Source organism: Kitasatospora sp. CM 4170 (assembly GCF_032110285.1).
GTDB classification, from domain to species: Bacteria; Actinomycetota; Actinomycetes; order Streptomycetales; family Streptomycetaceae; genus Kitasatospora; species Kitasatospora aburaviensis.
In genome coordinates this window covers 833,386-848,217 of the sequence record NZ_CP134877.1, presented here as the reverse complement: position 1 = coordinate 848,217, position 14,832 = coordinate 833,386, and the positions used below count along the sequence as shown (strand labels likewise).

Genomic DNA, 14,832 nt, shown 5'->3' with positions numbered 1-14,832 from the left:
TCTCACGCGTCGCACCAGGACTTCGCCGGTGGGCGAGTCGGGGGCGGATCGCGCCGGCATGGCGGGCTGCCTGCAGTGGCGCGGCCATGCCGAAATCATCGATTGTGAGACATGCCTGACGAATCGTCATTCGTTCCCATACTCTGGCGCCTGCCAACCGCAGGTCGCCTTCGAGGGAGCGCCCATGTCCCGGAGCCGGAAGCTCCACCGTCTCAACAACCCCGACACCGACGAGCGCCGCGCTCAGCGGCTGCTCTTCCGCCACCTCCGTGACGACACCACGGCGAACCGCGGCCGGATGGCGAAGCGGGTGCGCGAGCTCCAACTCCTCCTGACGATGGACCCGGTCGACTTCGAGCAGCTCGTGGCCCGGTTGATGGAGGCGATGGGCATGAAGGTCGAGCTCACGGCCAGGTCGCGGGACGGCGGGGTGGACGTGCGCGGGACCGATCCGGACCCGTTCCGCGGCGGGAACGTGATCGTGCAGGTCAAGCGGTACCGGGACACGGTCACGCCTTCGGCCGTCCGCGACCTCTACGGCACCCTCCAGCACGACCGGGACGCGACGAAGGCCGTCCTCGTCACGACGAGCAGGTTCGGCCCGAGCTCGCACCAGTTCGTCAGTGGCAAGCCGATCACCCTGATCAACGGTGCCGAGCTGGTCGGCCTGCTCAAGCACCACGGCTTCCACGAAGTGTTCGCAGCGGCCCGCCACGGCGCTGCAGGCGGCGTCGGTGCAGAGGCGGACGGCGAGGGGCTGCCCGGGATCGAGGTGGCCGCCGAGCCCGCCCGCCTCCTCCTCCACTGGACCGGCGAGGACGAGTACGACATCGCCGCCCTGGTGTGCGAGGGCAACAGGGCCCTGTCGGACGATCACCTGGTGTTCTACAACAACGGCTCCACGCCCGACGGCTCGGTGCGTCTGGTCACCGGCTACGACGACGCCAATGCCTGCCTGATGGTCGACTTCGACGGGCTTCCCGCCGACGCCGACCGGCTGGTCATCATCGCGGCGGCCGATGTCGAGAACCACCCGGAGGCGACCATGGCCGGGTTCGCCGGGCCGGCGCTGATCCTCGAAGCCGGCGCCGACCAGGAGCCGGCGGTGGCGCACCTGGCCGACGGCGCCGCAGCCAACACCGCGATGCGGATGGGCCGGTTCGACCGCGACGCCGCCGGCAACTGGGACTTCACCCCGGCCATCGCCGGATACCCGGGCGGGCTTCGCCAAGCCGTCGTCGCCTACGGGCTGGAGGTCGAGGAAGCCCCTGCACCGGCTTGAGAGGGTGTCTCACGTGGCAGGTCTCGCGAGCTTCAGGTAGCAGGTCAGGGCGGCGGCCGGGCCGAGGAAGGCGAGGAGGGGTGCGAGCCCTTTTGTTCGTATCGGACGGTGAGCCGGCGGTAGCCGAAGAGCCGGGCGATCGACCGCTCGGCCTTCCAGCGGTGTCGACCGGGGCGGCCGGCTCCCGGAGTTCATCAGGAGCCGGGCGCTCCGATGGATCGGCACCCGCGACCGGCGTCATGCCGTCCGAGCATCAAGTCACGTGAGACAACCACTAAGCCTTGACTGGTGCCGCCGACCTGGCGGCCTGCTCGATCTTCGCGCGGTGGGCTGCACGGGCTTCCTCGTCGATCCGCTTCTCGTGTTCGGGGCGCACCCCGGTCCGGCCGTCGAGGCTCTCGCGCAGGATGTCGGCGTGCCCGGCATGCCGGTTGGTCTCGCCGAGGACATGGACCATGACGGCGAACAGGTTCATGTTGGGACAGGGCTCCGGCCACCACGGCACGTGGCCGGGGGCGTCGAGGGGAAGCTCGTTGATCGTCGCGTCCGAGTGTTCCCACGTGCGCCGGTAGAACGCGATGATCTGATCGCGGGTCTCGTCCTCGGTCGCCCACAGATCGCTGCCGTTGGAGTCCTGCCACCGGGGCAGCGGTTCCGGGGAAGGGCGGTCGAAGACCTCGCCGAAGTACCTGGCCTCGACGCTGGCCACGTGTTTGACCAGGCCGAGGAGGTTGGTCCCGGTCGCTGTCAGAGGTCGGCGGGCGTCGTATTCGGACAAGCCGTCGAGTTTCCAGAGCAGTGCCTTGCGGTCCCGCCGCAGTCTCCCGTGCAGGTTGTCCTTCGCGAATTCATCGATCATGCGGCATGAGCCTGCCATGGGCTGCTCGTGGTCTCAAGATCCCGTACGTGGTCCGCAACGACTGGCAGAGCCGAGGCCTGGCCATGGCCGCCGCCCCGACCTGATACCGGAAGCTCGCGAAACCTGCCACGTGAGACAACCTCCAGGGACATTTCCTGATTCACGCTGCCTTGCGCAGACGAATGGGGAATTCGTGCGCGGGCCGCCCCGCCCCGGCGGGCAGGGCGGGGTGGCCCGATCGGGCAGACCTGTCGGGCCCGGCCTGCTCGGGCCTTCTCGGCCGGCTTGATCAGACCGAAGAAGTGGAAGCCGAAGCCGATCCGGTCCCGGCGTATCGCCAGCCGTCCTTCCTCGTCCGGTCCGGCCAGGTCGGCGCCGTCCCGGGAGATCCTGCGCCTCTTGATGAGGTGTGCGTGGTGAGTATCTGATTGGCGACGTGCCCTCGCGTCGGGAGGGACAGGTCGATCGCAGTGTCGCCATTGCCGAGAATTCGCGCACCGGTTACATGATTCGCGCAAGTCCCTTCCGTTCATGGATCGAACCTGACAGCATCGTCCGCTATCCGGTGATCACCGTAGCGGTGCGCGGCAGACGTCCGTCTGTCGCTCGGCCGGACCTTCCTGATCGCGGCCGCGATCACGGCCGCCGCCCGGCTGTCGGTCATCCTGACCGGCCGCCGTCGAGACGCGGCCGCCCGGCTGCGGCACGTGGAGGAGATGTGACCAGCCCGGCCGGTACCAGCAGGCCGCCCCGCGCCACCGGCCCCCGGCCGAGGACCGAACACCGCCCCGCCCCGTGGGTGCGGACCAGGCTGCGCACGGCGCCGCTCGCAGCGTTGCTCGCCCTGGCGCTGGCCCTCGGCACCGGCCTCCTGGCCGCCGCGTTCCCGAGGGCCGTGGACCGGGGAACGGACACCGCCCTGCGCGAGTACCTGCGCGACCGCGGTCCGCTCTGGACCAGCGTGGTCGCCACCGCACACCGGCGCCACGGTGCGAGCGACCTCGACGAGGTGGCGGGGAAGCTCCTCTCCCGCCCGAACGAGACCTTCGGGTTCGCCGCGGACGCCGTGGTGTACGGCGCACACGGAGACCGCCCGCGCCAGCTTCACAATCCCGGGCTCGCCACGCCCGACGAAGCCGTGCCGGTGGCCGGTCTGCTCTACGTGCACGGCCTCGCCGACCACGCCAGGCTGGTGGCCGGCCATTGGCCCGGATCCGGGGACCTGCGCGGACCGGTCCCGATCGCGCTCAGCCGGAGCGCCGCCGACACCATCGGGATCCACCTCGGTGACGTACTCGACGGCGGATACTCGCCGGTGGCCGGTGAGCAGCCGAAGGACAGCCACCGGGCCGAGGTGGTGGGCCTCTACGACCCCGACGACCCGAAGGACCCCTTCTGGGCCGACCTGCCCTGCCCGGAGAAGGCCTGCCTCGACGGTGGCAACCCCCGCTTCTACTGGAAGACCTCAGGCGTGGTCGACGCCGGTGCGGTCGACCGACTGGCGTCGTGGGGCAACGGCGCGACGGACTTCTGGCGGCTGCCCGTCGAACTCGACGGTCTGCGTGCCGACCGGCTGGCGCGGACCAGCGAGGAGATCTCCTCGTACCTGGCCGGCCCGACCAGCATCCAGATGAAGACCCGCACCGGGCGGGACGACCTGATCATGACCTCCCCGCTGCCGAAGCTCTTCCAGCAGGCGACCGCCCGGCGTGACGCCGCCGCGCCGCTCGCCGCGATCGGCCCGGCGGGCCTGGCCGGCGTCGCCGCCGTGGTCCTCTCCCTGGCGGCCGCCCTCACCCTCGACCGGCGTGGCAGCGAACTCCGCCTGCTCCGGGCCCGCGGTGGCTCGTGCGGTGGCGTCCTGGCCCGACTCCTCGGCGAGGGGGCGGTGACCGTCCTGCCCGCCGCAGCGGCCGGGACCGCACTGGCCCTCGCCCTGCTGCCGACCCCGCGCTGGACGCTCGCCGTGGTGGCCGCGGTCGCCGCCACGCTGCTCGCGCTGCTGGGCTTCCCGCTGCGTGCCGCCCTGCTCTGGTCGGCGCCGCGACGGAGCGGGCGGCGACGGAGCGGGCGGCGACGGCTGGTCGGCGAGGCCCTCGTCCTCGCCGTCACCGTCGCGGCGGTGACGGAGGTTCGGCGACGTGGTGTCGTGCCGCCCGGGGAGGGCCTGGACCCGATCCTGGTCGCGGCCCCGCTGCTGCTCGCCCTCACCGGCGGTCTGCTGCTCGCCCGGGTGCAGCCGGTCCTGGTCGGCGCGCTCGCCAGGGCGGCCGGCCGCGGTCCCGGAGTGATCGGCTTCCTCGGCCTGGCCGGTGCCGCCCGCGGTACCGGCGGCCGGCCGCGCCCCTCCGCGCTGCCGCTGCTCGCACTGGTGCTCGCCGTGACCACGGCCGGCTTCGGAGCCACCGTGCTGGACGCGGTGGACGGCGCCAGGCTGCACGTGGCCCGGCAGGCGGTCGGCGGGGACGCGGTCATCAGTGCGCCGACCGGGGTCATGCTGCCGCCCGAGCTCACCGGGGCCGCGGCCGCCCTGCCCGGCGTCCGGACGGGCACCTCCGTCCGGTGGGAGAGCGAGGTCCTTCTCCTCGGCACCGGCAACGGCTCCAACCGGGTCAGCGTGGTGGCCGTCGACCCGCAGGCGTACGCCGAACTCTCCCGGACCGTCGGGCGTGGCGAGTTCGACCCGGCCGTTCTCGCGGGCGGGGACGGTGGGCTCGACACCCCGGTTCCCGCCCTGTTCAGCAAGGCACTCGCGGCCAAGGCCGGCGACGGGAACCGCCGCCTGGAAATGCCGAACGGTTTGGAACTCCTCGCCAGGGAGGCCGGCACGATCGAGGGCACACCCGCGCTGGAGGAGTCGGTCCAGCACTTCGTCGTCGTGCCCCTCGGCCCCGCGGCCTCCAGGCTTCCGCGACTCGCGGAGCCGAACCTCTGGTTCGGCCTCGGTGCGGTGGACGAGCACCGGCTGAAGGCGCTCGTCCGGGAGAAGGGGCCGCAGATCGCGGTGGGCAACCTGGTCGGCGCCCCGTACGGCCGAGGTCCGGCGCCGGCCGTGACGACGCTCCCGGGCGCCCCGGCGGCGTCGGCGTCCGCTGCCGCACCGGCCGACACCGGCAGCGCGGCGGGGGCCGCGGGCAGCGCGGCAGGCGGCGGTGGGTCGGCCGGCGGTGCGGCGGGCGGTCAGGCCCGTGGGGGTGAGGACCCCGACAGCCTGCCGGTCGGCTACGTGGTGCGTACCAGCGGCACCCTGGCCGCCGAGTTCGCCGCCGACCCGCTCCGGCGCTCGGCCGGCCGGCTGTTCTGGGTCGCCGTGATCGGTGCCGCCGGGTTCGCGCTGCTCGCCGTCCTGCTGACGCTGCTGCGGGCCGCCCCGGAACGCGCCGCGCTGCTCGCCCGGCTGCGCACCATGGGCATGCGCCCCCGGCAGGGCCTGGCGCTGATCGTCGCCGAGACCCTCCCGCAGACCCTCGTGGCGGCGGTCGGCGGCGGAGTGACCGCGCTCGCCGCGGTCTACCTGCTCGGACCGGCGATCGACCTGTCGGCCCTGGTCGGTGCCCCGGTCCGGACCGGCCTGGAACCCGCCGTGCTGCCCGTGCTGGGCCAGGTGCTCCTCCTGGCGGCCCTGGTGTCCGCCGGGGTGCTCGCGGAGGCGTTCATCGCCGGCCGGCGCCAGATCACGACGGAACTGAGGGTGGGGGACCAGCGGTGACCACCATCCGGGCGGCCCGGTCGTTGGACGGGCTCCTCCGTGCTCGCTGCCCTCTCCGGGCCACCGCATCCCGGAAGGGGCGGCACGGAATCATCGGGCTCCGCCGGGGTCTCCATCGGCGGCCCGTGGCCGATGCGCCCTTCAAGGTCACACGGGCGGCATCAGGTCGCTCTCGCTGATCGTGTACGTCAGCAGGGGGTAGACGAAGTCCGTCTCAGTGTTCTCGCGGCGCCGTAGCCGGTAGAACTCGCGCCGCTGCTCGTCGTCGGCGAGCGTGAGGCGGGCCCCCTGGGGGAGGTAGGGGTGCCCGTCGCGAAACCGGACGGGTGTCTTCGACGTGCGGAAGGTGACGCCCAGCCACTGGTTGTCCACCGTCCGGGCCGGCGCGTCCAGGACGATCTTGTGCCTGAGCCGCCGATTCGAGTCGACGGAGAACGCGACGACGCTGTGGTGGGCGAGCGGGATCTCGAACTTCTCGCCGCCGGATTCCTTCGATTCGAAGATCAGTTTCCTGGGCGGGCTCGCTTCGGGGTGTCGGTAGCAGGAGAAGACGGCGATGAAGGAATCGTCGGCCAGGTCGAGGGCCTGGTCGGAATGGCCGCCCATGGTGGCGTAGGCGTTCGTGTAGACCTCGACGAGGGCGTTGTTGAATTCGACCGGAAGCGCCGCGCGTTCTTGAATCCGCTGCGCCAGTCGTTCGTGGACCGGCCGAAAACGCTGCGCCGGGTTGCCGTATTCAGTGGTGGTGCGGACGAGTGGCGCACGTCCCGCGTCGTCGATCCTGGTGAGCGTGGCGCCTCGCCGGCCCCTTCCCACGTCTTCCAGGCGAGCCGACGCGGACAGCTCCGAGAAGAGGTCCTCCTCGGTCGGCAGAGCGTACGAGACGACCTCGTCCGAGATCCTAGACCCGGGGGGCAAGGTAGTCCCCCGTGTTCATGCTGAAGAGGAAGCGGTCGCCGTAGTCGATGAAGGACGAGCTCCTGTTCTCCTCGGCGTACAGCCGGCGAAGCTCGTCGATGCCGGCCTCCGTGGGAGGCTCCAGGCGCACCAGATCTCCGGCCAGGTTGAGGAACGTGTCGCCGTCCCGGTGAACGGCCTCGGTGCTCGAACAGCGCACCACGTACCCCAGGCGGGTCGGGAGCAGCTCGGCGTCCAGCGCCGAAGGCCGGATTTCATGCGTGTAGAGGCGGTTGGTGGACAGCGGCATGAAGAACACGGAGCCGGGATGGAGGGTCAGGGTGAACTGCGCGGGGAGATCGACCCCGTCGCGTTCTTCGACCGCCTCCTTGAGGCGGAAGTGGAGCCTGGTCAGCCCGCTGGCGCCCTTCACGCCGTGGTCGAAGGCGTCCCCGGCCAGCGGCTGCAGATTGTCGAGCCGGTCGTAGAAGGTGCAGAAGGCCATGATGCCGTTGACGGGCATGTCCTTGGTCTTGTCGGCATGGGACGAGATCCTGGCCTTGGACTGCTTGCGCTCGGCCGTGGCGAGGGTGTTGTGGTAGATCTGGGCGAGGACGTGATTCAGCGGCGCCTGGTTCCGGAAGACGGCGGCGGCCTCGCGGTTCAGCGCCTCGACGATGCGCGTGTCGGTCGGGCCAAAGCTGTCGGTCGGCCCCGAGAGGTTCGTGGAGCATCGGAGCAGGCGGAAATGGAGCTCGTCGCCGTTTCGTGTGACGGGCGTCAGATAGATGCCGCTGCGATGGGCCGTTCCGGGCTTGGTGGACTCCGTCAGGGACTGGAACGTGTGCTCGGCGCGGATCCGTCCGAAGTGATCGGCGTCGAGCCCGAAGAAGCGGCGGTAGTACACCCCGGCGCCGTGGACGCGAACGGGGACCCGGCCGAGGCCGACGAGGGTCCACCGTTCGTCGGCGTCCTCCCGGTAGCCACGTGACAGCTCCCGGACGACGAACACCCGGTCAGCCGCCTGCAGTCGGCGGCCACTGATCCCTGAAACGTCGCCACACAGGTAGACGGTCCTCCGCGCGAGGTCGGTCGAACCGGCGGCGAGCTCCTCCGGCGTGATCGTGGACCCGAAGAAGTCCCTGATCGCGTCATCGCCGTGCAACACCGCAGGCGCGACCAGGACGTTGCTCGAATCCTCGATGCGGGCTTCTGCCGGCTCCGGTGTGTGCATCGAACGGTCCCTGTCATTCGCGGACAATCGGTGGATCGCTCAAAGCCGAGGCACGGCGATCCCGCAGGCACGGGGGCGACGGAGCACACCGAGCGTATGATCACGTCCCGCCACGAACAAGTGCTGCAGGTCCTGGACGTTGCCGGCTTCCCGACTGCCGCGGACCGTGCCCTGCGCGGCCCGGCGGTCACCGCTACGCGGTACACCTCCTGACCCGGCCGCCTGCCCGGGGCGCCATCCGCTGCCGCAGCGCGTCAACAGCGCTGCGTCACCCGACCCCGAGCAGGGAGAACTCGTCATGATCCAGCAGATCCTCGATCGAGTCGCCGGACACGAGCGCCGGTTCAACACGCTCTTCGAGGAGTACCTCGACACGGTGGGCGCCAGGATCGGTGCGCCTTCGTTCAGCCGCTTCACTCCGGACTGCCTGCAGTTGCTGAAGGACCTGTCCTTGCGGGGCGGCAAACGGATCCGGGTCGTGCTGCTGCACGAGGCGGCTCGCCTGGTGACGGCCGAGCCGGTCGACGGACTGGACGCCGCCGCGCTGAGCATCGAGCTCCTGCAGACCCACGGTCTGGTGCACGACGACCTGATCGACGACAGCCCCACCCGCCGCGGCGGCCCTTCCACCTACTACGCCTACCGCGAGCGGTTCCCCGGCCACCCGCAGACGGCCCTCGGCCTCACCGTGCTCGCGGGCGACCTCGCACTCGCCCTGTCCCTCCGGGTGCTGCTGGACGCCGGGCTTCCCGTCGCGGTGCGTCAGGCCATGGCCGAGGTGCAGACCCGGGCGGCGGCCGATACGTTCGTGGGCCAGATCATCGACCTGGAGCGCGACTTCGACGACACCGCCGGCGAGGAGACGTTGCACTCCGTGGCCGACTACAAGACCGCCCGCTACTCGATCCTCGCCCCCATGCAGCTCGGTCTCCTGGCAGCGGGTGGGCAACCGGACCACTTCGTGTCGGAACTGCGCGACTACGCACGGCTGGTGGGGATCTGCGGGCAGATGCGCGACGACTACCTGGACCTGTTCGGGGATGCCGCCACCATGGGCAAGCCGACCGGCACCGACCTCCGCGACGGGAGGCGCAGCTACACCGTCAGCGCCCTGCTCTCCGCCGTCTCCGGCGCCGAGCGCGCGGTGGTGCAGGCCGCACTCGGCGACCCGTCCTGCACACCCGAAGCCGTCGCCGCCGTCCGGGAGATCGGTGAGAACCGTGGTGTGAGGGACAGGATGCAGGCGGACATGCGGCGCCATGCCGAGCGGGCCTCCGCCGTGGCTGCGGGCTGGCGGACGCGTTGGCGCGAGGAGGCCGTCACCTTCTTCGAGCTCCTGCCGCGGTGGAGCGTCGAGCGCGAGATGTGACGAGTGCGAGATGTGACGAGTGCGAGATGTGACCGGGGCCCGCACCACGGGAAGGGCCCGCCCGGCCGCTGGGCGTCCCGTGCCGCCGGCAGGAGCTCGCCGCCGGGACCGTACCCCGGCCTGCGACCATGGGCCGGTCGGCATACCGAGCAGGGGGATCGCATGGAGCTACGGCAGCTGCGCTGCTTCGTCGCCGTCGCCGAGGAACTGCACTTCGGCCGGGCCGCCGAGCGGCTGCTGCTCGGCCAGCCCGCCGTGAGCCAGCAGGTCCGCCGTCTGGAGCGGGAGTTGAAGGTCGAGTTGTTCGACCGCTCGCCCCGGTACGTCCGGCTGACCCCGGCCGGCGAGCGCTTCCTGCCCGCGGCCCGGGACGTCCTGGCGGCCGAGGACGCCGCCCGGGCCCTCGCCGCCGATCTGGCCGCACCCACCGTGCTCCGGCTCGGCACCGTCACCGGGCTCGGCGAGAGGCTCGACCTGATCCTGGACACCTACCAGCAACGGGCCCCCGGCGTGCGCGTCGAACTCCATTCCGCCCCCGTGCGGGACCGGCTCGCCCGGCTGTCCGACGGCCGCCTCGACGCCGCCTTGGTACGCGGTGCCGTCGCCGAGGGCAGCGCCGATCTTCGCTTCCTGCCCGTCTGGCAGGACGAGCTGGTGGTCGCGCTGCCGGCCCGGCACGCCCTCGCCGACCGGGCCGAGGTCGATCTCGCGGAACTCGCCGCCCTGCCGCTCCGGCTGACCGAACGCCGCAACCACCCGGCGCTGGTGGACCTGGTGATGGACGCCTGCGCGGAGTCGGGCTTCCGGCCGGTCCTCGGCCCGGCCCACACCACCCTGCAGGACACCCTCGCCTCGATCGGCACCGGAACCCCGATGTGGACGGTGGTGTACGCCACCAACGCCCGGATGACGAACACCCGCCGGATCGCCTTCCGCCCCTGCCGGACCCCGCTGCTGCTGCCCACCTCGATCGCCGTACGCCGCTCCGCCCCGCTCCCCCGACTGCTCCTGGAAGCCTGCCGCCGGACTACTCCGACCTGGAACGATCAGGATTCGTGATCGCTGCCGGAGCGATCCGGGTCTGGGTGGCGGGCGGCCCGATCGGGTGGACTGGTCCCGGCCGGAACACCCGGCAGAGAAGAACCCGGTTAGGAGCCGAAGATGCCGATCGTCACCATCCAGCAGGGCCCGCGCGGGGTCGAGCAGAAGCGCGAGTTGGTCAAGAAGGTCACCGAGGCCTTCGTGGAGGCGCTGGAGGTACCCGCCGAGAGCGTGTTCGTCTGGATCCAGGAGTACCCGGCGGAGAGCTGGGGCGCGGGCGGCAGGCTCACCGCGGACCGGTAGCCGGCGCATCAGGCAGGAGCGTCGAGCGCTTCGTCGAGGGCGGTCGGTACGGGCCGGGCCCGTACCGACCGATCCGCGATGTTCCACCGTGCGTTGGGCGTGCCCCGAGCGGTCGTTTCGGAGCCGAGCACCAACGACGTGACGCGCCGTGCTCGGCGTCTCGAATGAGTGGCTCGCTCGGGGCGGCCCGAGGGTGGTCCTGTGGTGGGGCGATACTGAGATCATGTTGAAATCGCTGATGGCGCGGGCGGGTCTGTCGGAGAGCGCCTCCCTGGTGGAGGTCGTGGAGGCGGTGCGCTCGATGCCGTACGGGCGTCCCGCGGAGCGGAGCGCTCAAGGGGCGCTTGCCGAGTGGCGAGGCACGTGCTCGACGAAGCATGAGCTGCTGGCGGCCGTTCTGGCGGAACACTGGCCGGACACGGAACCGCAGCTGGTCCATCGCGTCTACCGGTGCACGCCCGACGGTGCCGCCCGCAGCTTCGGACCGACCGCCGCCGCCGCGGTGCCCGAGGACGGCCTGTGGGACGTGCACCGGTACCTGACCATCGAGCTGAACGGGAACCGAGTCGTCATCGACGTGACGTTTCCCTCCGGCCCGGGCTGGGACGGAGTCGGCTCGATGCCCGTCGTCTGTGGGCCGGGAGCCGACCATGCCGCCGGTACCGACCCCGACGCGGACAAGCGGCTTCTGGAGCAGGCTCACTGCGACCCTGATGTCCGTGAACCCTTCATCGCCGCCCTGGGCGCACCGCGCGTGTAGCGGGCCAGGGCGTCCGACCGTTCCCCGGCGTCGCCTTCGGTTCGGCAGTCCCGGGTTCGTTGGCGCAGGTCGGTCGCGCGGCCGATGCCGGGCCGCGCCTTGCCGGGGTGCGGCGGCCCGCCTCACGGGGTGCGGCGGGCGAGGAGGCGGTAAGCGTTGGAGTGGCCGGTGCGGCCGGCGATCGGGGCCAGGAGGCGGTCGAGCAGCATCGCGACGATCAGGAGCGGGGCGCCGGCCAGGAGCAGTGCCGGGCGCAGGGTCCGCCGCAGGGGTCCGGGCGGCCCGTCGGGGTGCCAGGGCGCGTCCTCGCGCGGGGCGAGGTGGTCCAGCAGCAGCCAGCCGGCGGCCAGCAGGTCGATCGGGTCGTGCGCCTCGCCGTGCTGCTCCGCCACCACGGCGAAGCCCAGGGCCTCCAGACGGTGGCGCAGGTTGGCGGCGGGGGCCAGGTGCAGGTGCTGCGGCTGCAGCCACGGCAGCCACCACCGCCCGAGCAGGCGCGCGAAGCGGCTTCGGGGGTCGGGGACTTCGACGAGCAGCAGGCCCCCGGGGCGCAGCACCTGGCGGGCCGAGGCCAGTTCCCGGGCCGGGTCCGTGGTGTGTTCCAGGTAGTGGAGCATGCTCACCACGTCGTACTGTCCGGCCAGTCCGGGCGCGAGCTCGGGGAACAGGCCGCGCAGGCCGCGCCGCAACCGGCCGGCCCGCTCGGCCAGTTCGACGCCCTGGCTGAGGTCCACCCCGTCGAACGCGGCGCCGGGGAAGACCTCGCGGGCGGTGGCGCAGAAGTGGCCGTGCCCGGTGCCGACGTCCAGCCAGGTCCGGGGCGCCGGGCTGTGCGGGAGCACCGAGCGGGCCTGGTTCCGGTGGACCGTGGCACGGCCCGCGAAGGTCTTCCCCAGGCGTTGCTCGCCCAGGCCGTCGTAGAAGTCGCGGTAGTAGAACTCCAGCCCCTCGTCGTTCAGTCGGGGGTTCTGGAAGGTGTGCCCGCAGCCCTCGCAGGTGTCGAGCGTGAAGCGGCCGGGCTTGTGCTGCAGCAGGTCGGTGGTGTGCAGGCGGGGGCGCAGTGCCGTGGAGCTGCACCAGGGGCAGTCGGTGCGGCGCGGGTGGAAGAAGCGGTCGGTGCCGTCGGCCAGGTCGGCCCGGTAGGCGGGGCGCAGGGCGGCGACGCGATCGGTGGAACGCGCTGCTGCTGTGCCGGCCGGAGCCGGACTCGGGTCTGCCGTGGTCATTGGGACGGTTCCTCCGCGGGTTCGGGCCGGGGGCGGGCCAGCTGTTCGAGGTGGGCCGCGGCGGCGGACGCTCCGCCGGCGGCCCGGAAGGAGTCGCCGATGCGCCGGGCGGCCGCGCGGTGGGCGGCGTTGTCGACGACCTCGTCGAGGGCCTGGCCCAGGCGGGTGGCGTCGGTGCGGCCGAACCGCACCCGGACGCCGGCGCCGGCCGCCGCCACCTGTCCGGCCACCACCGGCTGGTCGTCCCGGATCGGGGCGACGACCAGGGGGACGCCGTGCCACAGCGACTCGCAGACCGTGTTGTGGCCGGCGTGGCAGACCACCGCGTCGAGGTGTCCCAGCAGCCGCAGCTGCGGGACGGCGGGCAGGACCAGGACGTCGGCGTCGGGGGGCGGGGAGCCGAGGGCGTGGCCGGGATCGGCGATCACCGCCTGCAGGCGGTGGGAGCGCTCCCGCACGGCTCGGTGGCAGGCCGTCAGGAACGCCGTGCCGGTGTCGGTGTTGGCCGTGCCGAGGGTGACCAGGGCGGTGGCGCGACCGGGGTCCAGCCATTCCCAGGGGAAGGTCGGTTCGGTGGGGCGCGGCGCGATGGCCGGGCCGACGAAGCCGATCGGTCGGCCGGGGGTGGTCGGTCCGGTCAGCTCCGGTGTGGTGAAGGCGAGTACGAGGTGCGGGGAGAAGCGAGGGTCGGTGGTCCGGCCCGGGTCGCCGATGCGCCCGCGCAGTCCGTCGAGGAGCCCGCGGATCCAGGCCTCGACCAGCGGCAGGCCCGCCAGGGCGCCGGTGAACTCGGCGGAGGTGGTCGCGGAGGTGGCCCAGGGCAGGCCGTGGCGCTCCGCGACCAGGGCGCCGGCGACGGCCTGCTGGTCCACCACGAGGACGTCGGGGCGGAACCGGGCGATCGCGGCCTCGATGCCGGGGGCCATCGCGTCGGCGAGGGGGACGAGGAAGCCCTCCCACAGGTACTTCAGTGCGGCGGTGCCGCGCAGGTCCGGCGGGCGCCGGTAGGCCTGTTCGAGCGGGCCGGGAGCCGGGGCGCGGTCCGTCGGGGGGAGGACGGCGCAGGGGTGGATCTCGGCGTCCGGTCCGGCCAGGGGGGCGATCGCTTCGGGAAGGGCGGCCCAGGCGGTCCGGTGGCCGCGGGCGGCCAGTTCGGCCGCGACGCCCACGGCCGGGTTGACGTGTCCGACCAGGGGCGGGACGACGAACAGGAACCGGCTCACCAGGTGCTCCCCTCGACGACCCGGAGGCCGGTCGGTTGCGCGGGCGGCCCGGCCGACGGGTGCGCGGTCGGTTCGGCCGCCGGCTCCGCTGGCGGCTTCGCTGACGGCTGCGCGCTCGGCTCCGCCGACGGGTGGCGCAGCTCGACGCCGTGCTCGGCCAGGAAGGCGAGCGTGAGTGCGCGGACCCGGTCGGGGGTCTCCACCAGGACGGAGTGCTCCTGATCCGGGACGGTGACGCTCCGGCAGCGCGGCAGCAGTCGTTCGAGCCGGACCGCCTGCTCGGCCAGGTCCGACTGCGCGCCGTAGACGGCCAGCACCGGGCAGGTGACGGCGCGCAGTTCGGCATCGGCGGGCAGCCGGCTCGCCGGGATGTCACTGGCCAGGCTCGTTCCGGCCAGCAGGGTGCCGGCCGCGCGGGCGAGGCGGGCGGTGTGGGAGCCGCGGCGCCGGGCGATCCACCGCAGCACCGTCTCCCGGCCCAGCTTCCGCTCGGCGTCCGTCAGGATGCCGTCCAGCTTGGTCGCCCACGCCGCGGAGGCCGGCTCCGACTCGATGGCCAGGATGCCGGCGACCAGCTCGGGGCGGCGGGCGGCGAGGGCGAACGCCACCGTGCCGCCGAAGGAGTTGCCGACCAGGTGCACGGGGCCGGGCACCTCCAGCCGCTCCAGCAGGATCTCCAGGTCGTCGGTGAAGTGCTCCAGCCGGTAGCCGGTGACCGGCCGGGCGCTGCGACCGTGGCCGCGGTGGTCGTACATCAGCACGTCGAGGCCGGCCGACGCGAGGGTGGGCGCCAGGGTGAAGTAGAAGCTGGCGAGGCTGTCCGTGAGCAGCCCGTGCAGCAGGACGACGGTGGCCGCCGGCGGACCGCCGTCCTGCGGGCCCAGCCGCTGCACGTGGCAGCGCAGCCCGTCCAGGTCGATGAAGGCCAT

The 14,832-nt window shown here is 72.7% G+C and carries 12 protein-coding genes; 6 read left to right on the top strand and 6 right to left on the bottom strand.

Going from position 1 to position 14,832, the window contains the following annotated elements; translation table 11 throughout:
- Positions 1–184 precede the first annotated feature (184 nt).
- A complete protein-coding gene (locus tag RMN57_RS03735) occupies positions 185–1,282 on the top strand; it encodes a restriction endonuclease (RefSeq protein WP_313761911.1) in 1,098 nt (365 codons plus the stop codon).
- Positions 1,283–1,556: 274 nt separating this feature from the next.
- Here the strand turns inward: RMN57_RS03735 and RMN57_RS03730 are convergent, their stop codons facing one another.
- Entirely contained in the window at positions 1,557–2,141 is a 585-nt protein-coding gene (locus RMN57_RS03730; RefSeq protein WP_313761910.1) for a DinB family protein, read from the bottom strand.
- A 718-nt stretch (positions 2,142–2,859) separates the two neighbouring features.
- On the opposite strand from RMN57_RS03730, the gene RMN57_RS03720 reads away from it, so the two are divergent.
- Positions 2,860–5,850, top strand: coding sequence for an ABC transporter permease (locus tag RMN57_RS03720; protein WP_313761909.1), 2,991 nt, complete (start codon positions 2,860–2,862; stop codon positions 5,848–5,850).
- A gap of 147 nt (positions 5,851–5,997) precedes the next feature.
- On the opposite strand, the gene RMN57_RS03715 is transcribed toward RMN57_RS03720, so the two are convergent.
- Both RMN57_RS03715 and RMN57_RS03710 read right to left on the bottom strand, forming a co-directional pair.
- A complete protein-coding gene (locus tag RMN57_RS03715) occupies positions 5,998–6,768 on the bottom strand; it encodes an alpha-ketoglutarate-dependent dioxygenase AlkB (RefSeq protein ID WP_313761908.1) in 771 nt (256 codons plus the stop codon).
- Entirely contained in the window at positions 6,752–7,981 is a 1,230-nt protein-coding gene (locus RMN57_RS03710) for a hypothetical protein (RefSeq protein ID WP_313761907.1), read from the bottom strand. Before RMN57_RS03710 ends, RMN57_RS03715 begins: the two co-directional genes overlap by 17 nt.
- Positions 7,982–8,279: 298 nt before the next feature.
- Here RMN57_RS03710 and RMN57_RS03705 point away from each other — a divergent pair, with 298 nt between their 5' ends.
- From RMN57_RS03705 to RMN57_RS03690, 4 genes are all read left to right on the top strand, one after another.
- Positions 8,280–9,350, top strand: coding sequence for a polyprenyl synthetase family protein (locus RMN57_RS03705; RefSeq protein ID WP_313761906.1), 1,071 nt, complete (start codon positions 8,280–8,282; stop codon positions 9,348–9,350).
- A 162-nt stretch (positions 9,351–9,512) separates the two neighbouring features.
- The gene (locus RMN57_RS03700) at positions 9,513–10,409 is read left to right on the top strand and encodes a LysR family transcriptional regulator (protein WP_313761905.1); all 897 of its coding nucleotides are present in this window, start codon (positions 9,513–9,515) and stop codon (positions 10,407–10,409) included.
- 102 nt (positions 10,410–10,511) lie between these two features.
- Positions 10,512–10,694 (top strand): 4-oxalocrotonate tautomerase DmpI, encoded by a 183-nt coding sequence (gene dmpI, locus RMN57_RS03695; RefSeq protein ID WP_313761904.1) that lies wholly within the window; start codon positions 10,512–10,514, stop codon positions 10,692–10,694.
- 223 nt (positions 10,695–10,917) lie between these two features.
- Complete coding sequence (locus RMN57_RS03690; protein ID WP_313761903.1) at positions 10,918–11,454, top strand: hypothetical protein; 537 nt, start codon at positions 10,918–10,920, stop codon at positions 11,452–11,454.
- A gap of 122 nt (positions 11,455–11,576) precedes the next feature.
- Here RMN57_RS03690 and RMN57_RS03685 read toward each other — a convergent pair whose 3' ends face one another.
- The 3 genes from RMN57_RS03685 to RMN57_RS03675 are packed head-to-tail and all read right to left on the bottom strand — an operon-like array spanning position 11,577 to position 14,832.
- Entirely contained in the window at positions 11,577–12,680 is a 1,104-nt protein-coding gene (locus RMN57_RS03685) for a class I SAM-dependent methyltransferase (protein ID WP_313761902.1), read from the bottom strand.
- Entirely contained in the window at positions 12,677–13,903 is a 1,227-nt protein-coding gene (locus tag RMN57_RS03680; RefSeq protein ID WP_313761901.1) for a glycosyltransferase, read from the bottom strand. The genes RMN57_RS03685 and RMN57_RS03680 overlap by 4 nt, the downstream gene beginning before the upstream one ends.
- Positions 13,900–14,832 carry an alpha/beta fold hydrolase gene (locus RMN57_RS03675; RefSeq protein ID WP_313761900.1) on the bottom strand — a complete coding sequence of 311 codons (933 nt, stop codon included), beginning with the start codon at positions 14,830–14,832 and terminating at the stop codon, positions 13,900–13,902. The genes RMN57_RS03680 and RMN57_RS03675 overlap by 4 nt, the downstream gene beginning before the upstream one ends.

Bases quoted from the DNA above. Each gene is read 5' to 3' on its own strand.
- dmpI (WP_313761904.1), top strand. From the start codon at position 10,512: ATGCCGATCGTCACCATCCAGCAGGGCCCGCGCGGGGTCGAGCAGAAG.
- RMN57_RS03710 (WP_313761907.1), bottom strand. From the start codon at position 7,981: ATGCACACACCGGAGCCGGCAGAAGCCCGCATCGAGGATTCGAGCAAC.
- RMN57_RS03690 (WP_313761903.1), top strand. From the start codon at position 10,918: ATGTTGAAATCGCTGATGGCGCGGGCGGGTCTGTCGGAGAGCGCCTCC.
- RMN57_RS03730 (WP_313761910.1), bottom strand. From the start codon at position 2,141: ATGATCGATGAATTCGCGAAGGACAACCTGCACGGGAGACTGCGGCGG.
- RMN57_RS03705 (WP_313761906.1), top strand. From the start codon at position 8,280: ATGATCCAGCAGATCCTCGATCGAGTCGCCGGACACGAGCGCCGGTTC.
- RMN57_RS03685 (WP_313761902.1), bottom strand. From the start codon at position 12,680: ATGACCACGGCAGACCCGAGTCCGGCTCCGGCCGGCACAGCAGCAGCG.
- RMN57_RS03700 (WP_313761905.1), top strand. From the start codon at position 9,513: ATGGAGCTACGGCAGCTGCGCTGCTTCGTCGCCGTCGCCGAGGAACTG.
- RMN57_RS03675 (WP_313761900.1), bottom strand. From the start codon at position 14,832: ATGGCCTTCATCGACCTGGACGGGCTGCGCTGCCACGTGCAGCGGCTG.
- RMN57_RS03735 (WP_313761911.1), top strand. From the start codon at position 185: ATGTCCCGGAGCCGGAAGCTCCACCGTCTCAACAACCCCGACACCGAC.